23 protein-coding genes and 2 pseudogenes are annotated in these 22,506 nt (G+C 35.6%); 23 read left to right on the top strand and 2 right to left on the bottom strand.

Translation table 11 applies throughout. The features are described 5' to 3' along the window. Positions 1–194: 194 nt before the first annotated feature. The 17 genes and pseudogenes from GGQ92_RS15170 (at position 195) to GGQ92_RS15090 (ending at position 11,668) form a co-directional block, all read left to right on the top strand. Positions 195–569, top strand: coding sequence for a lactococcin 972 family bacteriocin (locus tag GGQ92_RS15170; protein ID WP_184250993.1), 375 nt, complete (start codon positions 195–197; stop codon positions 567–569). A 93-nt stretch (positions 570–662) separates the two neighbouring features. Continuing rightward, a complete protein-coding gene (locus GGQ92_RS15165; protein WP_184250991.1) occupies positions 663–2,852 on the top strand; it encodes a DUF1430 domain-containing protein in 2,190 nt (729 codons plus the stop codon). A gap of 2 nt (positions 2,853–2,854) precedes the next feature. Beyond that, positions 2,855–3,481, top strand: coding sequence for a putative bacteriocin export ABC transporter (locus GGQ92_RS15160; protein WP_343068851.1), 627 nt, complete (start codon positions 2,855–2,857; stop codon positions 3,479–3,481). A 42-nt stretch (positions 3,482–3,523) separates the two neighbouring features. Next, positions 3,524–3,709 (top strand): annotated as a pseudogene (locus GGQ92_RS15155) (cupin domain-containing protein); the annotation flags it as partial. Positions 3,710–3,969: 260 nt separating this feature from the next. After that, complete coding sequence (locus GGQ92_RS15150) at positions 3,970–4,521, top strand: sulfurtransferase TusA family protein (RefSeq protein WP_184250989.1); 552 nt, start codon at positions 3,970–3,972, stop codon at positions 4,519–4,521. A gap of 12 nt (positions 4,522–4,533) precedes the next feature. Then, a complete protein-coding gene (locus GGQ92_RS15145; protein WP_184250987.1) occupies positions 4,534–4,929 on the top strand; it encodes a DsrE/DsrF/DrsH-like family protein in 396 nt (131 codons plus the stop codon). 81 nt (positions 4,930–5,010) lie between these two features. Next, complete coding sequence (locus GGQ92_RS15140; RefSeq protein WP_184250985.1) at positions 5,011–6,138, top strand: MBL fold metallo-hydrolase; 1,128 nt, start codon at positions 5,011–5,013, stop codon at positions 6,136–6,138. A 150-nt stretch (positions 6,139–6,288) separates the two neighbouring features. Beyond that, on the top strand, positions 6,289–6,516 hold the full coding sequence (locus GGQ92_RS15135; protein WP_184250983.1) for a sulfurtransferase TusA family protein: 228 nt from the start codon (positions 6,289–6,291) through the stop codon (positions 6,514–6,516). A gap of 64 nt (positions 6,517–6,580) precedes the next feature. After that, positions 6,581–7,360 carry a sulfite exporter TauE/SafE family protein gene (locus tag GGQ92_RS15130; protein WP_184250979.1) on the top strand — a complete coding sequence of 260 codons (780 nt, stop codon included), beginning with the start codon at positions 6,581–6,583 and terminating at the stop codon, positions 7,358–7,360. A gap of 53 nt (positions 7,361–7,413) precedes the next feature. Beyond that, positions 7,414–9,111 (top strand): FAD-dependent oxidoreductase, encoded by a 1,698-nt coding sequence (locus GGQ92_RS15125; RefSeq protein WP_184250976.1) that lies wholly within the window; start codon positions 7,414–7,416, stop codon positions 9,109–9,111. A gap of 117 nt (positions 9,112–9,228) precedes the next feature. Further along, positions 9,229–9,579, top strand: a complete 351-nt coding sequence (locus tag GGQ92_RS15120) for a sulfurtransferase (RefSeq protein WP_184250974.1) — start codon at positions 9,229–9,231, stop codon at positions 9,577–9,579. 6 nt (positions 9,580–9,585) lie between these two features. Further along, positions 9,586–9,846: a metal-sensitive transcriptional regulator gene (locus GGQ92_RS15115; protein WP_184250971.1), complete on the top strand. Its 261-nt coding sequence runs from the start codon at positions 9,586–9,588 to the stop codon at positions 9,844–9,846. A gap of 86 nt (positions 9,847–9,932) precedes the next feature. After that, positions 9,933–10,229: a rhodanese-like domain-containing protein gene (locus tag GGQ92_RS15110; protein WP_246384535.1), complete on the top strand. Its 297-nt coding sequence runs from the start codon at positions 9,933–9,935 to the stop codon at positions 10,227–10,229. Between the two features lie 45 nt (positions 10,230–10,274). After that, a complete protein-coding gene (locus GGQ92_RS15105) occupies positions 10,275–10,634 on the top strand; it encodes a rhodanese-like domain-containing protein (RefSeq protein ID WP_184250965.1) in 360 nt (119 codons plus the stop codon). Between the two features lie 15 nt (positions 10,635–10,649). Then, on the top strand, positions 10,650–10,949 hold the full coding sequence (locus tag GGQ92_RS15100; RefSeq protein ID WP_184250962.1) for a rhodanese-like domain-containing protein: 300 nt from the start codon (positions 10,650–10,652) through the stop codon (positions 10,947–10,949). A 35-nt stretch (positions 10,950–10,984) separates the two neighbouring features. Next, a complete protein-coding gene (locus tag GGQ92_RS15095; protein ID WP_184250959.1) occupies positions 10,985–11,371 on the top strand; it encodes a DUF302 domain-containing protein in 387 nt (128 codons plus the stop codon). Between the two features lie 36 nt (positions 11,372–11,407). Continuing rightward, a complete protein-coding gene (locus GGQ92_RS15090) occupies positions 11,408–11,668 on the top strand; it encodes a glutaredoxin family protein (RefSeq protein ID WP_184250956.1) in 261 nt (86 codons plus the stop codon). 62 nt (positions 11,669–11,730) lie between these two features. Here GGQ92_RS15090 and pflA read toward each other — a convergent pair whose 3' ends face one another. Both pflA and pflB read right to left on the bottom strand, forming a co-directional pair. Next, positions 11,731–12,477: a pyruvate formate-lyase-activating protein gene (gene pflA / locus GGQ92_RS15085; RefSeq protein WP_184250953.1), complete on the bottom strand. Its 747-nt coding sequence runs from the start codon at positions 12,475–12,477 to the stop codon at positions 11,731–11,733. A gap of 138 nt (positions 12,478–12,615) precedes the next feature. Then, positions 12,616–14,859 carry a formate C-acetyltransferase gene (gene pflB, locus GGQ92_RS15080; RefSeq protein ID WP_184250950.1) on the bottom strand — a complete coding sequence of 748 codons (2,244 nt, stop codon included), beginning with the start codon at positions 14,857–14,859 and terminating at the stop codon, positions 12,616–12,618. A gap of 377 nt (positions 14,860–15,236) precedes the next feature. Between pflB and cas3 the strand changes: the two genes are divergently transcribed. From cas3 to cas1, 6 genes and pseudogenes are all read left to right on the top strand, one after another. Further along, positions 15,237–17,645, top strand: coding sequence for a CRISPR-associated helicase Cas3' (gene cas3 / locus GGQ92_RS15075; protein ID WP_221437347.1), 2,409 nt, complete (start codon positions 15,237–15,239; stop codon positions 17,643–17,645). 209 nt (positions 17,646–17,854) lie between these two features. Beyond that, complete coding sequence (gene cas5c / locus GGQ92_RS15070) at positions 17,855–18,568, top strand: type I-C CRISPR-associated protein Cas5c (protein ID WP_184250948.1); 714 nt, start codon at positions 17,855–17,857, stop codon at positions 18,566–18,568. Position 18,569: 1 nt separating this feature from the next. Then, entirely contained in the window at positions 18,570–20,462 is a 1,893-nt protein-coding gene (gene cas8c / locus GGQ92_RS15065; RefSeq protein WP_184250945.1) for a type I-C CRISPR-associated protein Cas8c/Csd1, read from the top strand. Next, on the top strand, positions 20,459–21,310 hold the full coding sequence (gene cas7c / locus GGQ92_RS15060) for a type I-C CRISPR-associated protein Cas7/Csd2 (protein WP_184250943.1): 852 nt from the start codon (positions 20,459–20,461) through the stop codon (positions 21,308–21,310). Before cas8c ends, cas7c begins: the two co-directional genes overlap by 4 nt. Further along, positions 21,300–21,959, top strand: coding sequence for a CRISPR-associated protein Cas4 (cas4, locus tag GGQ92_RS15055; protein ID WP_184250940.1), 660 nt, complete (start codon positions 21,300–21,302; stop codon positions 21,957–21,959). The genes cas7c and cas4 overlap by 11 nt, the downstream gene beginning before the upstream one ends. Next, positions 21,956–22,423: pseudogene (gene cas1, locus GGQ92_RS15050) on the top strand (CRISPR-associated endonuclease Cas1); the annotation flags it as partial. The gene cas4 and the pseudogene cas1, both read left to right, overlap by 4 nt. Positions 22,424–22,506 lie beyond the last annotated feature (83 nt).

Genomic DNA, 22,506 nt, shown 5'->3' with positions numbered 1-22,506 from the left:
AGCAAATAGGTTATAAATTGAGGGTACAACTTGTCACTTCCTATCTTGGATTTGGTGTGAGTCTGGTAACCTCATCAAACACCAAGATTCGGGGGTGGCAAGTTTTTTGCATTTAAAGACTATTAAACCAAGGTTTTAACAAGTTTTTACTATAAAACTTTTGACAATACGTTTAAAAGGGAGGAGGTAATACAATGAAAAAGGTTGGAACAGCGTTGTTAAGTTGTGCATTAATGATAATGGTTGCAGTACCAGCTTTTGCGCAGGTTAATAACTCAGGTAGTGGTGGATCTGTTGTACTTAAGGGTGAGCCACCAACTGTTACACCTTACGCTATTAAAAGTGTAGATGGTGGAAATGGTCGTTGGGATTACGGGACACGGTTAACTATCACTTTAAAGAAAAAAGTGTGGTCAAACCTAGATCACAATACTAAAACACATCGTTCAAGTGCCGAAATTGATGGTAAATACGATGATAGTGGTTGGGTACCAAAGCGAACTACTTCTAAGGCTAGTTCGATTGGACCTCGAAAATCGGTAGGTTATGCTAACTGGGATGTAAGATAAAGTAATTCTATGAAGGTCTACTTACAGGTGAGTAGACCTTCATTTACATCATTTTTATGAAGCTTAAAGTTTACCTGAAAGGAGGGTTAACCTTTGAAACGTTTTCTAGCATTATATGGTCTTATTATGTTTTGTATATTTGCTGTAGCTAATTATTATGACTATCAATTAGAAAGCTATGCGAAATTAGTTAATCCAGCGGAAGTCTATACCTATGAATTTGAGATACCAAATGATTTTCTGAACTCAGATCCAAAGCACCTAGAAGGGTTAAAAGAAGTTGCATTGAAAAATCAAGTTAATATTATACGTACGGTGTCCCACTATGATAATAGAACGGAAAATACATTAACAGATGCATATCTATATTTGACTACAGATACACGTTTATATGAACATGTGAAAATAACAGAAGGACGTATTCTCCAACCAAATGATATGGATAGTCAAGACTTTTTTATCTCTACTAAACCTAAAAACTCTGAAAAACAGAAGGGTGTAATACGTAATTTTGGTGGTAATAATACGTACTCCATTCATGTAATAGATCGATTAATACATAATTATACGTACTCTGGTAATTACCGAATCGAAGCAGAGTCTCAGGAACACTATAATCAGTTTATTGCCGATTATGTAAGTTATATTAATCATACAACGGGTGAAGATTTCAGTAAGGAAATGTATACAACTATTACGAGATCTAATCAAATTGAATTTAATCAAGCGTTGGATATCGAGTTAATCAGTATCTTTTTAATAAGTATCTTTCTATTAACTTTTTTATTTTACTTAGTTACACGGACAAAAGAATTAGCTGTGATGAAATTAAATGGATATAGCAATATGGCAGTTTCCTGGAAGATATTTATACTCTTTTTCACTAAAATTTTTACAATTAGCAGTATAATCCTAATTCCATGGATGTTTTTCATTGAAGATATTCATGTTGAATTTATTCAACAGGTGTATGTAACCAATTTTATTATTTTTGTTGTACTCTTTGTTATATTAACTGGCTTAAGCTTTCTCTACTCTAAAAACATTTCGATAGAAAGTGCAATAAAAGGTAATAAACCCATTGGAATTATAGCTTTAATCAACATGATAGGTAAGATAGCTATTTCCATTGTTATGTTAGTTATTGCTGTGAGTTTGATTTCGAATTTGGAGGAAATGAATCGAAAACAAAATAGTCTTGAAAATTGGTCTGATTTTTACATGTATGGTGTATTTCATCCTGTTAAGTCGGGGGAAGATATTCATGCTATAAGAAACGGTGAATATCCTTTGGATCTTCCAACATATGAGCTTTACTCTTATCTGAACCAAGAATTTAAGGCACTCTATATAGATTCAGATATATATACCGAAGAAAGTTTAGAGGCGAATGCTGGCAACTCGCATATTAGATACATCACTGTAAATCCAAATTATTTGGCTGCGTATCCGATTGTTGATACCGAAGAGAACCCTATTCACATTTCTGAAAATGTAGAACACACCGTTTTACTTGTTCCTGAACAATATAAAGACAAGGAAGATACAAATGTTCATTACTTTACGTCAATGCGGGAAGACTTTTATACGTTACATAATGAACTATATAATCGAACTGATAAAGCGAAGAGTATAGAAATAGAAATTATCTATACGAAAGAGGATCAAGAAATATTTTCAATGAATCCCAATGTTATGCCTGATAATAACAATATGATTGTGGATCCAATTGTACAAGTAATAACAGAGGCAAACGCGTTAGTTCCAGATACGCATTATACTTCTAGCAGTAACCAAACATTTTTCATTCAATTAATTGAACAGGATACCGAATCTACTTATAACAAAATGCTACCTGTCCTGCAAGAGTATGGGTTAGACGACAACTTTCCATATCTCATTCAAACTAATGAGGTCATTTTAAGTGAAATTAACGACCTAAAACAAGAAGCAACTACGACAAGCTACATTCTATTACTTTTGTTTATTTTGATCGTATTACTCCTATTCCAGAATATATATCTACAATTTGAGCGTAATAAGTATGAGTTCTTTTTGAGAAAGATATACGGTAATCCTTTTTTGAGCAAGTATAAGAAAGTTTTCATTTTATTAGTAACTACTCTTCTACTTGAGTTTATTGGTGGGGTAATATTAATCGAAATTCGTTATTTTCTTACTCTATTCATAGCGAAAATGTTAATAGAAACGTGTTTAATGATTCTTTTAATTCGTTATTTTGAAAGAAAGAACACGATTCAAGTATTGAAAGAAGGTGTTTAAACGTGACAATTTGTGAGTTGAATAATATCAGCAAATCCTTTGGAGATAAAGTTGTTATTGATCGTTTTTCATTAAAGATAGACCAAGGTGATTTTATATGTATTGCGGGCGTTAGTGGATCAGGAAAGTCAACTTTATTAAATATTATAGGACTATTAGATGCACCTGATTCCGGTGTGATTCATGTCTTCGGAAAACAAAAGGTTAAACCGAACACACGTGTATCTAGAAAGTTGCTAAAACATAAAATAGGTTTCTTATTTCAAAATTTCGCATTAGTCGATGACAAGTCTGTTAACTATAACCTTGATATTGCAAGTGTAGATAAGAAACGACTGAATAAAGATAATAAAATTCAGCTTTTAAAGCAATTACAACTAGATATACCATTAACTAAAAAGGTATATCAATTATCAGGTGGAGAGCAACAGAGACTAGCTCTCGCAAGATTGATAATGAAAGATTGTGAACTAATTCTAGCTGATGAGCCAACAGCGTCACTGGATTCAAAAAATAGAGATATTGTATTAGAATTCCTTTTTCAACTCAATAAGGAAGGTAAAACGATTGTAATTGTTTCACATGACCCATACATCAAAGAACAATGTAAGAGGGTTATTAGTTTATAGGAACAATAAGAATAGAAGTTTTTTAGATATCGTGAACAGAATGAATTTTTAGTGGAAGAAGGACTAGAGGACGTGAAGCGAGGCAACAATACACATATTCTTCAAGAATTTATTCTCATGGGAGCACTTGTTGGTAAAGGATATTCTCCTGAAAGAGCTTATGAAACCGTGGAAGAATGGGAACGTACTGGAGAATCAAAGCTTCTTCAGAAAAGTAAAAATATGTAGTAGATTTATATGGTTTATGATAAAAAGTTTGTCATCACGATAAGCTTTTTTTTTATTGGTTGACAAATTACCCTCGTGGGTATATTATTGGTCATGTAATTGATTTACCACATATTCAATCAGTGGGAAACATTATACAAAGTCGTACTAGATTTCGACTTTTTTATTTTTTAACTAATATACCCGTCTAGGTATATGAATGTTAAGAACCATATTAACCATATTTTTTTGGGATAAATAATACGGTAGGGGGTAACTGAATGATTCAAGCAAATCAACAACTGGATGCTAAAGGCCTAGCATGTCCAATGCCGATTGTTAAAACAAAAAAGGCAATGAATGATATCGATGAAGGCCATGTATTGGAAGTACAAGCAACGGATAAAGGCTCCACAGCAGACTTACAAGCTTGGGCAACTACTGTTGGTCATCAATATTTAGGGACTGTTGAAGAAGGCGAAGTACTCTATCATTACATCCGCAAGGGTTCAGATGAGCCAGAAGTGGAAAAGTCCTTTGAACACACTGTTTCACTGGAAACAATTGAATCACGTGAAGGACTCATTTTAGATGTGCGTGAAGCAGCAGAATATGCCTTTGGTCATATCGAAGGTGCTAAGTCCATTCCGATGGGCGAATTAGAATTTCGTCTAGAGGAGTTAGATAAAGAAGAAGAAATATTGGTGATTTGTCGAACAGGGAAACGTTCTGACTTGGCAGCACAGCTATTAGCTAAAAAAGGTTTTAAAAAAGTATATAACGTTCTACCTGGTATGAATGAGTGGAACGGTAAAAAAACAAAAACACTTTAGGAGGAATTTATAATGTCAGAGAAAGTAGCTATTATCGCAGCAAATGGTGGTATGTTTGATGCATACAAAGTATTTAATATCGCAACAGCAGCAGCAGCTTCAGAAAAAGAGGTACAGATCTTCTTTACGTTTGAGGGATTAAACTTAATTCATAAACAAGGCATGCATCATTTAGAAATGCCAGCTGGAAAAGAACATTTCGCTGAAGGATTTGAAAAAGCGAATATTCCTTCCATTCCAGAACTAGTGGAAATGGCGAAAGAGTTAGGTGTTAAATTCATTGCCTGCCAAATGACAATGGATGTTATGGGGCTTACGAAAGAAGATTTCGTGGATGGAATTGAAGTTGGTGGAGCCGTAACATTTTTAGAATTTGCTAAGGATGCAGCTCCAACATTAACTTTTTAATCGATAAAAAAATTCATGCAGTGGAGAATGTCTCCACTGCAAAAAAATAGTTTAAAATATACCTATGGGGGTAATTGTGTAATGTCAGTAAACAAATGGACAGCAGCGCAAGTTGCAAGAAAAGTGATTGATAATGAAGAATTGTTTATTTTAGATGTACGTAATCAAGATGCTTTTGAAGATTGGAAAATTGAAGGACATAAATTTGAGTATTTAAATATTCCTTATTTTGAATTATTAGATGGAGTGGAAGAAATATTACCGAAGCTTCCAACCGATAAAGAAGTATTAGTCGTATGTGCTAAAGAGGGTTCGTCTGTGATGGTAGCAGAAATGCTGTCAGATGCAGGCCGTGAAGTAGCATACTTGGAAGGCGGAATGAAGTCTTGGAGTAGCTATTTAGAACCGATTAAAGTCGCTGATCTAGATAATGGAGGCGAGCTTTATCAGTTTGTTCGTATAGGAAAAGGTTGTCTATCCTATATGGTGATTTCAGAGGGAGAAGCAGCAATCATTGATGCGGTCCGTTTCACTGACCTATTCATTGATTTCGCTAAAGAAAAAAACGTTGAAATTAAGCACGTATTTGATACTCATTTACATGCTGATCATATCTCAGGAGGACGTCACATTGCTCATGAAACTGGCGCAACTTACTACTTACCACCTAAAGATGCAACAGAAGTTGTGTTTGACTACACAGCATTAAGAGATGGACTACATGTAAAAATAGGAGAATCCAAAATCGATGTAAATGCACTTTATTCACCAGGTCATACGATTGGATCTACTTCCTTTGTCATTGATGATCAATTCTTATTAACGGGTGATATTTTATTTATTGACTCTATTGGTCGCCCTGATTTAGCTGGTCTGGCGGAAGACTGGGTAGGAGATTTACGTGAAACGTTATATAAACGTTACCGTGAACTAGCAGAGGATTTGGTTGTTTTACCTGCCCACTTCATGATTATCGATGAATTAAATGAAGATGGTACCGTGGCAAAACGTCTAGGTGATTTATTCAAAGAAAATCATGGATTAAACATCGAAGATGAGGCTGAATTTCGTAGTACTGTTACCGATAATTTACCGCCACAACCGAATGCATATGAACAAATTCGACAAGTAAATATGGGGAAAATCACTCCTGACAATGACGAACAAACGGAAATGGAAATTGGACCAAACCGTTGTGCTGTACGTTAATCTTTAAGCGATATGTAAAGAATTTAATTTGAAAATCGTTGAAACGGGTAATGGTTTTTGAAGCTCATAAGAGTCGGAGCGATCGTTCATTATCGTTAAAATACTAATAGATGATTAATTATTTAGAAATATAAAGAAGGAGAGATAACAATGAATATTACTAAAACACTAGATGCAAAAGGACTTGCATGTCCAATGCCTATCGTTAAAACAAAGAAAGCAATGGATATGATTCAATCAGGAGAAATTTTAGAAGTGATGGCAACAGATAAAGGAGCATTAAGTGATATTACGGCGTGGGTCAAATCAGGTGGGCACACGCTGTTAGAGCAAAAAACAGAAGATGATGTTCTATATTTTTATATTCAAAAAGCATAAATGACAACCACATAGCGAGTAGCCATAACTACTCGCTTTGTTACATTAGGAAGAAGGTTAAGAAATGGATATAACATTTATTATGGTTGTATTTGCAATCGGATTTATAGGTTCCTTTGTGTCGGGAATGTTAGGTGTTGGTGGCTCGATTATTAAATATCCGATGCTATTATATATTCCGCCTTTGTTTGGACTTGCTGCTTTTACCGCTCATGAAGTTTCTGGAATAAGTGCTGTACAAGTATTATTTGCTTCTATCGCTGGAGTTTGGGCGTACCGAAAGGGTGGCTATTTAAACAAACAGCTCATCATGTATATGGGTGGTGCTATCCTCATAGGTAGTTTAATTGGAAGCTATGGGTCAAGCTTTTTATCTGAACAGGCAGTTAATGTCGTATATGGATTATTAGCGGTCATTGCTGCGATTATGATGTTTATACCAAAAAAGAAAGTGGATGATATACCACTTAATGAAGTAACATTTCATAAACCTATAGCAGCGATTTTAGCATTAATTGTCGGTATTGCATCAGGTATCGTTGGTGCAGCAGGCGGATTTCTTCTTGTACCAATCATGCTGACAGTTCTACACATTCCGACAAGGATGACAATCGCAACAAGCTTAGCTGTTACTTTTATTTCTTCAATCGGAGGAAGTGTAGGTAAATTAGTTACAGGACAAGTAGATTATTGGCCAGCAATCATTATGATTGTAGCAAGCTTGTTAGCAGCACCACTTGGAGCAAAAGCTGGTAAACAAATGAACACAAGGATTTTGCAAGTGATTTTAGCACTTATGATTGCAGGTACAGCGATTAAATTATGGTTTGATATTTTAATGTAAAAGATGCAAGCTAAAGAACAGTTGAAAACTTTTATAAAAAGGAGCGTAATCATATGGCGAAGCGTATATTAGTTGTTGGTGGAGTAGCAGGAGGAGCTTCTGCTGCGGCAAGAGTTAGAAGATTGGATGAACATGCAGAGGTTATTATTTTTGAAAAAGGTCCGCATGTGTCCTTTTCTAACTGTTCCTTACCGTATCATTTAAGTGGAATTGTTGAAAATAGTGACTCGTTAGTTTTAATGAATCCTGATATATTTAAGAATCGTTATAACATTGATGCAAGGGTGAACAGTGAAGTCGTTAAGATTAATCGTGGTGAGAAGACGATTACTGTTAACGATGTAGTTACAGGAAAAACATACGAAGAGTCTTATGATAAGCTTATTCTATCTCCTGGTGCTTCACCAATTCGCCCTGGAAATATTGAAGGAATCAACCAACCAAATGTTTTTACTGTTCGAAATGTGGTGGATATTGAAAAATTAAATGCATATGTGAAAAATAAGAATATCAAGGACGTAGCTGTTATAGGTGGAGGATACATTGGTGTAGAAGTAGCCGAAAACCTTCGTCTAGCAAATTACAATGTATCGCTAGTGGAATTTGCTAATCAAATAATGGCTCCGTTTGACTACGACATGGCACAGATCCTTCATAAGGAAATGGTAGACCATGGAGTAAACTTAATTGTAGATGATGGACTAGCTACTATTGGCGAGGGTTATATTGAAACTCAATCCGGCAAAAAAATTGACGCACAAGCTGTTGTGTTAGCGATTGGAGTAAGACCTGAAACAAAGCTTGCAGAAGAGGCTGGTCTTGAGATTGGAGATACAGGGGCTATCAAGGTAGATGGCAATTATGTAACAAATGATAAAGACATTTATGCTGGAGGAGATGCGATTGAAGTTTATCACCGTCTATTGCATAAACCAACACGACTAGCATTAGCCGGACCTGCTCAAAAACAAGCAAGAGCAGTAGCCGATCATATTTATGGCATACCTAGTAGGAATTTAGGTGTGATTGGTTCTTCTTCCATTCATTTATTTGATTTAAATGCAGCATCCACAGGATTAAATGCAAGAACAGCAGATTCAGCAGGTTTTAGTTATGATTCTGTGTATATTATGCCTGGTGATAAAGTAGGATTAATGCCTAATAGTAACGTTCTCCACTTTAAATTAGTATATGAAACACCAACAGGGAGAATTTTAGGAGCACAGGCAATTGGCAAAGGGAATGTTGATAAACGAATCGACGTGATAGCAACGATGATAACCATGAATGGTACGTTAGAGGATTTAAAAGACGTAGAATTAACATACTCTCCGATGCTAGGAACAGCGAAGGATGTTGTTAATCATGCGGCTCTCGTTGCACTAAACCAACTATCAGGAAAGTATCGTGAAGTAAAAGTATCGGAAGTTCGCGATTTAGTAGAAAATAATGCATTCATCATTGATGCTCGTGAAAAGAATGAATACGCTGCTGGACATTTTAAGAATGCTGTCCATATCCCATTGAGTGAATTTAGAGAACGATTAGATGAGATACCTACTGATCAACCAGTTTATATTCATTGTCGTTCAGGACAACGTAGCTATAATATGGTGATGGCACTTCAAAACTTAGGATACAATAATGTTTTTAATATGTCTGGTTCCTATCTAGGGATTAACCTTTACGAATACTTTAATGATCTAATAACAGGTAGAGAAAAAATTGTTACAGAATACAATTTTAAATAATTGCAAAACAGGCTTATTATACCTTTTAGTGGATAGGTATGAATACCTAAAAACAACTTGACTAGGATACCCTTAAGGGTATATAATAAGGGTATCCTTTTTCGATAGGTGATGAACATGAGTAGCTATGTTATTTTCATTGTGGGCTTCCTTTTTTGTATAATGATATATAAAAGATATTTCCCTGTACTAGGTATTATTTGTAAAACGAATCACCAAGATAACACAAGTGTTATGATAGTTGATCTAAGGGATTACAATATCGATACAAAAGATGATCAAAGTGACATGCGTATTCCTTATGCGTATTTAAAACGATTCATTCAAGAAATCCCGAAACAACAGCTTCATGTCATTGCGAATGACCGCTTAGAGTTACATTTGGGTGTAAGATATTTAAAAAGCAAGGGGTATCAAGTTGGTAGTTATCAAATTAGTAACTGTCCATGCAGAAGAAATAAGGAGTGATAATCAATGGAATATGATAAATCGGTTGTCAATCGTTTAAAGCGAATAGAAGGTCAAATTAAAGGCGTCTTAAGTATGATTGAAAAAGGCGAGGATTGTAAAGATGTAATTACTCAGTTGTCTGCATCAAGAAGCGCTATGGATCGTACGATTGGTCTGATTGTAAGTATGAATTTAGAGCAATGTGTACGAGAAAATATCGCGAATGGAGAAAGCACAGAACAAGTAGTAAAAGAAGCAGTCAATTTATTAGTGAAAAGTAGATAAGTTCAGCGATTCTATAGGAAGAGTTGATGAACTTTTCTTTCAAATAAAAATATACCCATATAGGTATAAAAATGGAGGAAATCAACATGAAAGAAATTTCAGCGAAAGAATTAGAAAAGAAACTAACTGCAGGTGAAAAACTAAATATCGTAGATGTAAGAGAAGATGAGGAAGTGGCAACAGGTAAAATCCCAGGAGCAAAACATATTCCATTGGGCCAAGTCCCAGAACGTTTAGAAGAATTAGATAAGAATGAGCATTATTATATGGTATGTCGTTCTGGAGGAAGAAGTGGGAACGCATGTCAATTTCTAATCCAAGAAGGCTACAATGTTACCAATATGGTTGGAGGCATGCTTGCGTGGGAAGGGGAAATGGAGTAATTTCTCCTTTTCTTTTTACTAAAAATCGTGGATAGGAGTATTAGAATGGAATTTATTCAAATTATTATATTAGTTTTAGTTATTGCCTTTTTTATAACACGATTTCTTCCAGTAAAAGGTGTTATGAATATTAGTATCGAAGAGGCAAAAGATAAGTCAAAGGACGGTAATATTCAATTCATAGATGTTCGTACACCGGGAGAATTTAAAGCGAATCACAAAAAGCCTTTTACGAATATTCCATTATCCAGTCTAGCTAATAAAACAGATTCACTTGATAAGGAAAAAGAAATTGTAGTTATTTGCCAAAGTGGTATGAGAAGTATGAAAGCTGCTAAAATACTAAAAAAACAAGGCTTCCAAAAAATATCGAATGTTAAAGGTGGAATGAGTGCTTGGGTATAAGAGAGGAAGAAGAGGATGGCGAAGCAAGTAACACCGGAAGAAGTAGCAAAACGTCTCCAAAACGGTGAAGAAATTATTGTTATTGATGTTCGAGAAAAAAATGAGGTAGCAACAGGTAGAATTCCAGGAGCAAAACATATTCCTTTAGGCCATCTCGCACTACGAAAATGTGAGTTGGATAAAAAGCAATCCTATATTATTACGTGTCAGTCGGGTAATCGTAGTAAAGCTGCTTGCGGAATACTTGAGGCATTAGGGTATAAGGTAGAAGACATGACTGGTGGTATGAATGATTGGAGCGGTAATACAGAGTAGAACACAGTCCGTTTCTATTTAAGGAGATGAATAGTATGTTTCATTATACAGTAGAAACAACAAAAACAATCGACCAAGCTATTGAGTCACTTGAAGAAAATTTAAAACAAGAAAAGTTTGGTGTGCAATGGCAGTTTAATGTGAAAGAGACGTTAGCTAATAAAGGCTTTGAACTGGAGAAGCCCTTCACTATTCTAGAAGTTTGTAATCCGAAAGAAGCGCAGAACGTTTTATCAACAAACGAGCTTGCTGGATATTTTCTCCCTTGTAAAATTGTGGTATATGAAGATACAGAAGGAGTTACAAAAATCGGTATGCCGAAGCCTAGTGCGTTAATTCAAATGGTTGAAGATCCGTCATTGAAGGCAGTTGCTTCTGACATTGAAGATCGATTAATCGCTTGTATTGACAAAAGTAAATAAAAATCGGAGAGATGGAAAATAGGGGAAAGGGAATATATGAAATCTGATGTAACAATCTATACGACAACGATGTGTCCTGTTTGTCAGATGGTTAGACAGTTTTTGACGAACATAAATGTAGATTATAATGAAGTGAACGTTGATTTTCGTCCAATCGAAATGATGAAACTAATCGGAAAAACGAAAAGATTAACCGTACCACAGACGAACATACATGGAAAGTGGGTTTTTGGATTTAATCCTGAAGGCATCCTACAGGCATTGGAACAAGTGATGGAATTTGAAGAAGGGCGATAGATCATTTAAAGGCATTGTTGTAAAAACAATGCCAAATTTTCTTGCAATATGTTATTTTGTTGTTAAGATACAACAACTAATGCTTTTCCCAGTATCCTCTTAGCATTTTCCACTCGCTCTTCAGTTGGTGGTGCAACATTTTCTAGTTTGTATTCTAATCCGAGATTCTTCCATTTGTAAACACCGAGCTGGTGGTAAGGGAGTACTTCAATTTTTTCTATATTGTCTAATGTCTTTAAGAAATCTGCGAGACGATTCAGATCGTCATCAAAGTCAGATAACGTTGGTACAAGAACGTGGCGTATCCAAACTGGCATGTCATTTTCTGCTAAATAATTGGCGAAATCGAGGATGTGTTCATTGGGTAAGCCGGTAATAACTTTGTGTTGCTCACTATCTATATGCTTAATATCTAACATGATTAAATCCGTATAGACGAGTAGCTCCTGCATTTTTAACAAGAAGGCTGGACGACGGCTAAAAGGACCTCCAGAAGTATCAATGGTTGTGTGAATGCCATGTTTTTTACATTCTTTAAACAAGGCGATTAGGAAGTCAATTTGTAAGAGTGGCTCACCACCGCTAACCGTAATGCCACCTCCACTAGCTTGGAAAAATGGTAGATAATCTAACAAGTCATCGATAATTTCCTGTACCGTCATTTCCTTACCATTTGCTAGCTTCCAAGTATCTGGATTGTGACAAAATTGACATCGTAAATTACAGCCTTGAGTAAAGACAACATAGCGTAAGCCTGGACCATCCACTGCACCAAACGTTTCAATCGAATGTATTCTCCCTGTAGCCATAATAAAAGCCTCCCTGTAAAAATGGTGGGGGAGAAGCTTACTTGTACTCCTCCCAAAATCTCAGTTGTCGTGTTTTTTTTATTGTTTATTGACCGCTCGAAAAGCCCCCTGAATAACATTATCTATTTTTTAATCTATTTACATAGATTCATGGAAAGTTCGATTAATAACATCTATTTGTTGTTCGCGTGTTAGTTTAATAAAGTTAACCGCATATCCAGATACACGAATCGTTAATTGAGGGTAATCCTCAGGATGATCCATAGCATCCAGTAAAGTGTCTCGATTCAATACGTTCACGTTAATATGATGTCCCTTTTTCATCATGTAACCATCTAACATACCGACGAGGTTGTTCACTTGAACGTCATCTTCTCGGCCGAGTGCTTTAGGTGTTACTGTAAATGTATTAGAAATACCGTCTAAAGAATATTCGTATGGTAATTTAGAAACAGTTGTTAAAGATGCTAGAGCACCTTTCATATCACGTCCGTGCATTGGGTTAGCACCCGGCGCGAATGGTTTTCCAGCTTCTCGCCCATCCGGTGTGTTACCTGTTTTTTCACCATATACTACATTAGAAGTAATCGTTAAGACAGATTGTGTTGGTACAGCGTTTCGGTATGTTTTATGTTTTTTAATTCGATTCATAATACCTTTGACAAGATCTACCGCAATTTTATCTACCCTGTCATCGTTATTCCCGTATTTAGGGTAATCCCCTTCGATTTCATAATCGACAACAATACCATTTTCATCACGGATTGTTTTCACTTTGGCATACTTAATGGCACTTAATGAGTCTGCTGCAACAGACAGTCCAGCAATTCCACAAGCCATAGTACGTAATATTTCTCTGTCATGTAATGCCATCTCTAATTTTTCATAAGCATATTTATCGTGCATATAATGGATGATGTTTAACGTATTGACATAGAGTTCACATAGCCAGTCAAGCATGACATCATATTTTTCCATAACTTCATCAAAGTCGAGATATTCTGACGTGATTGGTGCATATGTTGGAGCAATTTGTTTTTTGATTCGCTCATCAACACCACCATTAATCGCATAGAGTAATGCTTTTGCAATATTAACTCGTGCACCGAAGAACTGCATTTGCTTTCCAATCTTCATAGCAGATACACAGCATGCAATTCCGTAATCATCGCCATATATGTCACGCATTACATCGTCATTTTCATATTGAATCGCGCTAGATTTAATAGACATGTTAGCAACGTATTTCTTAAAACCTTCTGGTAATTTAATTGACCATAGAACGGTAAGGTTAGGCTCTGGTGCTGGACCTAAATTATCTAATGTATTTAAGAAACGGAAAGAGTTTTTCGTTACTAGTGTTCGACCGTCCAAAGCCATACCACCAATGGATTCTGTAACCCAAGTAGGGTCACCACTGTAAAGACTATTGTACTCTGGTGTGCGAGCAAATTTAACGAGACGCAGTTTCATAACAAAATGATCTACTAACTCTTGAGCTTCTTTTTCTGTTAAAGCGCCTTTACGTATATCTCTTTCAATATAAATATCTAAGAAAGTAGACACACGACCTAAACTCATGGCAGCACCATTTTGCTCTTTTATAGCTGCTAGGTATGCAAAATATAGCCACTGAATTGCTTCTTTCGCATTTTTAGCAGGACCTGAAATATCATAACCGTAAGTTAATGCCATTTCTTTTAATTGTTTTAAAGCACGATATTGCTCGGAGAATTCTTCGCGCTCACGGATAACTTCTTCCGTCATTGTTCCATCGCCGATATATTGGAATTCTCTTTGTTTCTCTTGCATAAGGAAGTCAACACCGTATAGAGCAACACGTCGGTAATCACCAATGATACGGCCACGTCCGTAAGCATCTGGGAGGCCAGTAATAATACCAGAATGGCGAGCGGCTCTCATCTCAGGAGTGTATACATCAAAAACCCCTTGATTATGAGTTTTTCGATATTCGGTGAAAATATGCTCTACTTCTTTATCTAGTTCATAACCGTAAGATTCTAGCGCAGTTTTAGCCATTCGTATTCCGCCATATGGCATTAAAGCACGTTTAAATGGTTTATCTGTTTGAAAGCCAACAATTTGTTCTAGTTCTTTATTGAGATAACCTGGATCATGAGAAGTAATAGTAGAAACAACTTTAGTATCCGCATCTAATACTCCACCAGCATCGCGTTCTTTTTTGTTCAGCTCCATCACTTGATCCCAAAGTTTGGTCGTTGCTTCAGTTGGTCCTTCTAAAAACGTTTCATCACCTGTGTAAGGGGTGACATTTTTTAAAATAAAATCTCGTACATCGACCTCTTCTTGCCATTTACCTGATTTAAATCCTTCCCAATGAGTCAAATTGATAACCTCCATACCTTTAATTTTTAAGTGATACAGTTTCGGTATATAAAAGTAGAACAGCTATCGAAAGTTTGTTCAATAGTGAGCATGCTAAATTAAAAATACTTTGTTCAATAGTGAGCAAACTTTCTATATATCTAAAGTATCATGATTCATAAGAAAAGTAAATAGGTGAGAGAGGAATAATATAAATAATTCCAAATGGTGGTTACTGTCATTTTTTAATAAAATTGTGGATAGGAAAGAAGACAATTAGGTAAATGGTTGTAGGCATTCAAACAAATAGTTAATGATATGGAATAATCCCCTTTACAAAAATATGTATAATAGGTAAAATTACTTATATAGAAATGTTCTCATTGTGTAAAGAGAAAAACGAAAAAGGACTGATGAAAATTACTTATACAGCTCATATTCGTGAAACCGATAAGCAGTTACAGTCAGTCAAAGAACATCTTCAAGGCGTTAAAGATTTAGCAGAATCTTTTGGTAGCAAATTAAACATGAGACATGTAGCTGGATTAGCAGGGATGCTACATGACTTAGGTAAATATACTAACAGATTCCAAAAATACATTTACCAAGCTGTGTTTGAGCCTGACAATTCAGAATTTAAGCGTGGTGAAGTTGATCATGCTACTGCTGGTGGTAGATTACTTTTTTCCATGTATCATCGAATAGAAAATACACCTCAAGAAAAACTCCTCGCAGAAATTGTAGGAAATGCGATTATTTCCCATCACGGTGATCTTCATGATTATATCTCTCCAAAGAATGAGTCTGACTTTTTAAGACGTATAGATGATAAAACTTTGCAAGAATATGACTTAGCTGTAGAAAGATTCTTCCAAGAAGTTATATCTAAGAACGATTTTATTAAATATGTTGCTCTAGCCTCAAAGGAACTAGATCAAGCCACAGACTATAGCCCTCAACAATCTCTATTTATAACTAAATTCATTTTTAGTTGCTTAGTAGATGCTGATCGTACAGATACTAGATTATTTGAAGAAAAATCCACAGAAAAATATAGCCAATCACACCGACTACTATTTCAGACATACTATCAAAAATTAATCAATAAGCTCGATACTTTTAAATATAGCACCACTTCAAGCCAATCAATCAACCAATTACGTAATAAAATGTCAGAGAAATGTGAGACATTTGCGGAAAAAACATCGGGGATATATACATTATCCATACCAACGGGTGGTGGGAAGACACTTGCAAGTTTGAGATATGCGTTAAAGCATGCGCAACACTATCATAAACAGCGTATTATTTATATAGTTCCTTTTACGACCATTATTGAGCAAAATGCTGAAGAAATACGCACTATTTTAGAAGACGATGAGCATATTTTAGAACACCATTCCAATGTTATAGAAGATGATGGTGATGATGAACAGGACGATGGTTTTTTTGTAAAAAAGCAAAAATTAAAACTAGCACGTGATAGCTGGGATAGCCCAATAATTTTCACTACTGTAGTTCAATTCTTAAATGTTTTTTATGCTAAGGGAAACCGAAATACACGTAGACTGCATAATTTAAGTCATGCTGTACTGATTTTTGATGAGGTGCAAAAGGTTCCGACCAAGTGTACATCTCTATTTAATGAAGCACTTAACTTTTTGAAAACAGACATGCATAGCAGTATTTTATTATGTACAGCAACACAACCGACATTAGAAAATGTACAGCATAGCCTCCTAAAAGATCGAGATAGCGAAATTATTACTGATTTACCATCAATAACAAATTCTTTTAAACGAGTAGAAATAGTCGATAAAACAGATTATTCCTTTACAAATGAGGGGCTAGCTACCTGGATTGAAACGAATTTAAACAACTGGGGGAGCACATTAATTATCTTGAATACAAAAGCAGTTGTAAAAGATTTATATGAAAGATTAAAAGAAGCTGGTGTATCTGTCTATCATTTAAGTACTTCTATGTGTGCTGCGCACCGAAAAAAACAATTAAATGAGATAAGGAGCATGTTAAGTAATGACACTCCTTTTATCTGCGTTACAACTCAACTGATTGAAGCAGGAGTGGATGTTAGCTTCAAATGTGTTGTTCGTTCTTTAGCAGGTTTAGACTCAATAGCACAGGCTGCAGGGAGATGTAATCGACACGGAGAAACAGAATCACAGAATGTTTATGTAATTAATCATGAAGGAGAAAACCTTTCTCATTTAAAGGAAATTAATGAAGGTAAGCAAATTACCAAAAGTATACTAGCTATGTATAGAAAAGATAGTGAACGATATGGTCATTTTATTTTGTCACAAAAAGCAATGAAGGAATACTTTCTTCAATATTATAAAAATATGGCAAGTAATTTGAATTATTATATACCTGAAGTGAATAAAGAAATGACATCTCTCTTAATGTCCCACCGTAATGAGAATGAACATGTCCAGTATTATAGAAAGAAATATAATGCACAGTTGCCTTTGTTTCTTACTGGCAGTTACAAAACTGCCGCAGAGCATTTCCGAGTCATTGATCAAAAAGCGACCTCTATACTTGTCCCTTACGGAGCTGGAAAGGAAATTATTGCACAATTAAACAGTGATGACTGGACAGAGGATTTATCCAAGCTCTTAAAACAAGCACAGCAATATACGATTAATGTTTATTCTAGTGGTTTTAGACAGTTGATTAGGGATGATGCACTCGTAATACATTTAGATGGCGCTATTTACGAATTGAAAGAAAATTGGTATAGCCAGGAATATGGTTTAGATTTACACGGGGAGGGCGAGATGGGTGATTTAATTGTGTAAAGCCTATCTTATGGAGACTTAGATAGGCTTTATTTATCCTTATCACTATTTCAATCCACGCTTTTATAAGCGAATAACATTATATATGATTTCTTTCTTCTAAATATACTAAAAATAATTAGAATCATCACAAGGTAGGTGCATTCCTACTGGGTTATACACCCAGTAGGTCTTTAAATAATCATTTATTAAAGGAGGTGAACCCAACAGTGAAACATAAAAATGAGATTCAATTTGAGGTATTTGGCGATTATGCATTGTTTACCGATCCACTTACGAAGATTGGCGGAGAGAAGCTTTCTTATAGTGTTCCTACTTACCAGGCATTAAAGGGAATAGCTGAGTCTATTTATTGGAAACCAACGATTGTTTTTATAATTGATGAACTTCGAGTTATGAAACCAATTCAAATGGAATCAAAAGGGATTCGTCCTATAGACTATGGTGGTGGAAATACACTTGCTAATTACACATATCTAAAAGATGTGCACTATCAGGTTAAAGCACATTTTGAATTTAATATGAATCGTCCAGATATGGCTTTTGATCGTAATGAAGGAAAGCATTTCAATATTATGCAAAGATCGCTAAAAGCTGGAGGTCGTAGAGATATTTTTCTTGGGACTAGAGAATGTCAAGGGTATGTTGAACCATGTGTGTTTGGTAGTGGTACAGGTTATTATGACAAAGTAGAAGAAGATTATTTTTTGGGAACAATGGTTCATGGTTTTAATTACCCTGATGAAACAGGAAGAAACAGTTTAGAAGTTAGACTTTGGCAGCCTGTAATGAAAAAAGGATATATAGATTTTTTACGACCTGATGATTGTACCATTGTTCGTCCACTTAAGGAAATGGAAGCAAAGCTTTTTAACGAGGATAATGTCGAGAGTGCTGAATCATTAAGGTTTGGAGGTGAATAAAGTGAGCTGGTTATTACAGCTATACGAAACATATAATGCTAACGAGGATCAAGTAGGAAGAACAATAAAAAAACCAAATGATAAGGAATATACTTTATTACCAATTTCCCATACGACACAAAATGCACATATCGAAGTGACGGTGAATGAAGACGGTGAATTCTTGACCGCGGAAGTTTTAGAGAAGGAAAATACGATTATTCCTTGTACAGAGGAGTCAGCTAGTCGATCAGGTTCGAAAATAGCTCCATATCCTTTACATGACAAGTTAAGTTATGTCGCTGGTGACTTTGTAAAGTACGGTGGAATAGTAAAAAAGGATCTGCCATTTTCTGCATATATACATAATCTACGTGAGTGGGCAGAATCGCCACATGCGGTAAAGAAAGTAAAGAGTATTTATACGTATTTGAGTAGAGAAAGATTAATTGAGGACTTGGTCAAACACAAAATTCTCGTGTTAGATGAAAGGGACAACTTAATCCAAAAATGGGACAAGCAATATGAAGTAACATATGGAAAGAAACCTCAGATATTTTCAAGTGGCGCAACAGATCAATTTAGTGTGTTCGTACGCTTCAATGTATACTCTCCCTCATCTCTAGAAAAGGTCTGGAAGGATAAAGAGGTTTATGATTCTTTCATTGCCTTCTACAAAGATAAATTAGGAAACGAAGACATTGACTACGTAACTGGGGAAGTCTCACCATCTACTGAGCGACACGCAAATAAAATTCGCCATGCTGCAGATAAAGCGAAGCTAATTTCTTCTAACGATACTACTGGTTTTACCTTTAGGGGTAGATTTAAAACGAGCAATCAGGCTGCTAACATTAGCTATGATGTTTCACAAAAAGCTCATAATGCCTTAAAGTGGCTTATTCACCGTCAAGGGAAAACAATAGATAATCGCGTTTTTCTTATTTGGGGAAATGATAATAATGATGTACCTCTCCCTGATGAGGATGCATGGGACTTATTACAGCATACCAAAGTTAAAACAGATAGAGTAGTGGATACTGATAAGCCTTACGCAGAAGAAATTAAAAAAGCCATTGCAGGATTACGCTCCAATCTAAGTTACCAATCTGATGTTAATATTCTTGTCTTGGATTCGGCCACAACAGGAAGACTAGGTGTTTTATATTATCGTAATATGAACAAGGAACTTTACTTAAATCGTTTAGAGGCATGGCATAAATATTGTGCTTGGCTTCATCATTATAGAAAACGAGATGGAATTCCTGTTAGTTTCTTTGGAGCGCCAGCAACAAAGGATATTGCCTTTGCCGTCTATGGACCTAGAGTAAGCGATAAAGTAGTCAAAGGATTAATGGAACGGATGATACCTTGTATTATCGATGGAAGGCATGTTCCTAGAGACATTATTAAAAGTGCTGTTCAACGAACGTCCAACCCCATTGCTATGGAAAAATGGGAATGGGAGAAAAACTTAACGATAACTTGTGCATTAATTCGAAAACATTATTTCGAGAAAAAGGAGGTATGTGAAGTGGCACTGGATTACGAATCAAAAGATCGAAGTTACTTGTTTGGTAGATTGTTAGCGATTGCTGATGTGTTAGAAAGGAGAGCCTTGCCAAGAGAGGAAACAAGGGCTACCAATGCTATACGATATATGAACTCTTTCGCAAAAAATCCGAGTAGAACATGGAAAACGTTGCAAGATAGTTTACAGCCTTATCAGGCGAAATTGGGTACTAAAGTGACAGCTTTGACACGTTTGATTGATGAAGTTGCAGATCAGTTTGAGATGGAAGACTTTAATAATAAACCATTATCAGAAAAATATTTATTAGGATTTTATAGTCAACGACGTGAGCTTTATAAGAAGAAAGAAAATATAAATGAGAGTGAGGAGAAAAACTTATGAATGCACTAGCAAGAAAAATTGATTTTGCAGTTATTTTATCAGTTACAAAGGCTAATCCAAATGGGGATCCTTTAAATGGAAATCGTCCGCGTCAAAACTATGATGGATATGGTGAAATATCAGATGTGGCTATTAAGCGTAAGATTAGAAACAGATTACAAGATATGGGCGAATCTGTTTTTGTCCAGTCAGATGACCGCAAAACAGACCATTATAAAAGTTTACGAGAACGTGCAGATTCTAACGAAAAACTAGCCGAGATGCTTAAAGATAAAAAAGCCTCAGCAGATGAATTTGCCTCGATTGCCTGTGAGCAATGGATAGATGTTCGAAGCTTTGGTCAAGTATTTGCATTTAAAGGCTCCACTTTATCAGTAGGTGTTCGTGGACCTGTATCTGTTCAAACAGCAACAAGTATAGATCCAATCGACATCACAAGTGTCCAAATTACTAAAAGTGTGAATTCAGTTACAAGTGAATCAAGAAGTTCTGATACGATGGGTATGAAACATCGAGTTGATTTCGGACTATATGTATTTAAAGGAAGTATTAACACTCAGCTGGCAGAAAAAACGGGTTTTACAAGTGAGGATGCAGGAAAGATAAAACAAACGTTGATGACCCTATTTGAAAATGACAGTTCTTCTGCCAGACCAGATGGCAGTATGGAAGTCCATAAAGTATATTGGTGGGAACATAACTCTAAGTTTGGTCAATATTCATCGGCGAAAGTACACCGTTCCTTAAAAATAGAGGCCACTACAGAAACGCCAAAATCCTTCGAAGACTATGAAATAGAATTAAACGAACTTGAAGGATTGAAAGTAGAAGTTCTAAATGGGCAATAGTGTAGAAGATAACTATTTAATGTTATCTGGATTACAACATTTCCAATTCTGTCGCCGTCAATGGGCATTAATTCATATTGAACAACAATGGGAGGAAAATGTAAGAACAATCGAGGGTCAACTTTTACACGAAATAGCAGATCAGCCTTTCATACGTGAAAAGCGTGGTGAAAGGTTGATTGTAAGAGCATTACCAGTTCAATCATCTACACTAAAGCTTAGTGGAATATGTGACGTGGTAGAGTTTGTTAAAGATAATGAAGGAGTGGAAATAGCAGGAATGAATGGAGCCTATAAGGCCTACCCTGTCGAATATAAACGTGGGAAACCAAAAAAAGGAGATGAAGACGTTCTCCAATTGGTAGCACAAGCCATTTGTCTAGAAGAAATGTTACTTTGCTCAGTTGATAAAGGGTATATATTTTATAACGAAATAAAACGCAGGGTTGAAATAAAAATAACGGAACATCTACGAAGTAAAGTCGTTCAAATGGCAGCGGAGATGCACCATTATTTTAGAAAAAAGCATACTCCAAAAGTGAAAACAGGGCCTCATTGTAAAAGTTGTTCTTTACAAAATATTTGTTTGCCAAACCTCATGACGAAAAGGAGTGTAGAAAGTTATCTTGAAAGGAAGTTAAAAGAGTGAGAAAACTACTAAACACTTTGTTTGTTACCCAACCTGATATCTATTTATCACTTGATGGGGATAATGTAGTGTTATTAAAAGAAAAAGAGAAAATTGGAAGACTTCCTTTACATAACTTGGAGGGCATCGTTAGTTTTGGTTATACGGGTGCAAGTCCAGCTTTAATGGGTTATTGTGCAGAAAGAAATATTTCGATAGTCTTCTTAACGAAGAATGGTAGGTTTATAGCAAGAGTAATAGGTCAAAGTAAAGGAAATGTTATCTTAAGAAAGAAACAATATCGTTTATCAGAAAATGAAGTTTCCTCAACCAGGATTGCGCGGAATTTTATCATCGGTAAGGTATATAACAATAAGTGGATGTTAGAAAGAATGACGAGGAACTATCCTCTGAGAATAGATATAGAAAAATTTAAAAACACATCGAAACAACTTACCTCGATTTTAGAAGAGATGGTATGTCAACACTAAACTGAACAATTTTTTAAAGGTAAACAAACTTATTTATAGCGCTCAAAATTTTAGCTCTCAGATGGAAAATAGTGCGT

Origin of the sequence: Gracilibacillus halotolerans, assembly GCF_014206945.1 — a bacterium.
Classification (GTDB): domain Bacteria; phylum Bacillota; class Bacilli; order Bacillales; family Amphibacillaceae; genus Gracilibacillus; species Gracilibacillus halotolerans.
The sequence above is the reverse complement of the archived record's forward strand: the minus strand, read 5'-3'. Positions and strand labels throughout refer to the sequence as shown.

What these genes read in the sequence shown, in the direction of transcription:
- cas4 (WP_184250940.1), top strand. Translation starts at nt 21,300, where the DNA reads ATGGGCAATAGTGTAGAAGATAACTATTTAATGTTATCTGGATTACAA.
- GGQ92_RS15115 (WP_184250971.1), top strand. Translation starts at nt 9,586, where the DNA reads ATGGAATATGATAAATCGGTTGTCAATCGTTTAAAGCGAATAGAAGGT.
- cas3 (WP_221437347.1), top strand. Translation starts at nt 15,237, where the DNA reads ATGAAAATTACTTATACAGCTCATATTCGTGAAACCGATAAGCAGTTA.
- pflB (WP_184250950.1), bottom strand. Translation starts at nt 14,859, where the DNA reads ATGGAGGTTATCAATTTGACTCATTGGGAAGGATTTAAATCAGGTAAA.
- GGQ92_RS15125 (WP_184250976.1), top strand. Translation starts at nt 7,414, where the DNA reads ATGGCGAAGCGTATATTAGTTGTTGGTGGAGTAGCAGGAGGAGCTTCT.
- GGQ92_RS15130 (WP_184250979.1), top strand. Translation starts at nt 6,581, where the DNA reads ATGGATATAACATTTATTATGGTTGTATTTGCAATCGGATTTATAGGT.
- pflA (WP_184250953.1), bottom strand. Translation starts at nt 12,477, where the DNA reads ATGGCTACAGGGAGAATACATTCGATTGAAACGTTTGGTGCAGTGGAT.
- GGQ92_RS15100 (WP_184250962.1), top strand. Translation starts at nt 10,650, where the DNA reads ATGGCGAAGCAAGTAACACCGGAAGAAGTAGCAAAACGTCTCCAAAAC.
- GGQ92_RS15145 (WP_184250987.1), top strand. Translation starts at nt 4,534, where the DNA reads ATGTCAGAGAAAGTAGCTATTATCGCAGCAAATGGTGGTATGTTTGAT.
- GGQ92_RS15105 (WP_184250965.1), top strand. Translation starts at nt 10,275, where the DNA reads ATGGAATTTATTCAAATTATTATATTAGTTTTAGTTATTGCCTTTTTT.
- GGQ92_RS15090 (WP_184250956.1), top strand. Translation starts at nt 11,408, where the DNA reads ATGAAATCTGATGTAACAATCTATACGACAACGATGTGTCCTGTTTGT.
- GGQ92_RS15120 (WP_184250974.1), top strand. Translation starts at nt 9,229, where the DNA reads ATGAGTAGCTATGTTATTTTCATTGTGGGCTTCCTTTTTTGTATAATG.
- GGQ92_RS15135 (WP_184250983.1), top strand. Translation starts at nt 6,289, where the DNA reads ATGAATATTACTAAAACACTAGATGCAAAAGGACTTGCATGTCCAATG.
- cas7c (WP_184250943.1), top strand. Translation starts at nt 20,459, where the DNA reads ATGAATGCACTAGCAAGAAAAATTGATTTTGCAGTTATTTTATCAGTT.
- GGQ92_RS15170 (WP_184250993.1), top strand. Translation starts at nt 195, where the DNA reads ATGAAAAAGGTTGGAACAGCGTTGTTAAGTTGTGCATTAATGATAATG.
- GGQ92_RS15110 (WP_246384535.1), top strand. Translation starts at nt 9,933, where the DNA reads ATGAAAGAAATTTCAGCGAAAGAATTAGAAAAGAAACTAACTGCAGGT.
- GGQ92_RS15150 (WP_184250989.1), top strand. Translation starts at nt 3,970, where the DNA reads ATGATTCAAGCAAATCAACAACTGGATGCTAAAGGCCTAGCATGTCCA.
- GGQ92_RS15140 (WP_184250985.1), top strand. Translation starts at nt 5,011, where the DNA reads ATGTCAGTAAACAAATGGACAGCAGCGCAAGTTGCAAGAAAAGTGATT.
- GGQ92_RS15095 (WP_184250959.1), top strand. Translation starts at nt 10,985, where the DNA reads ATGTTTCATTATACAGTAGAAACAACAAAAACAATCGACCAAGCTATT.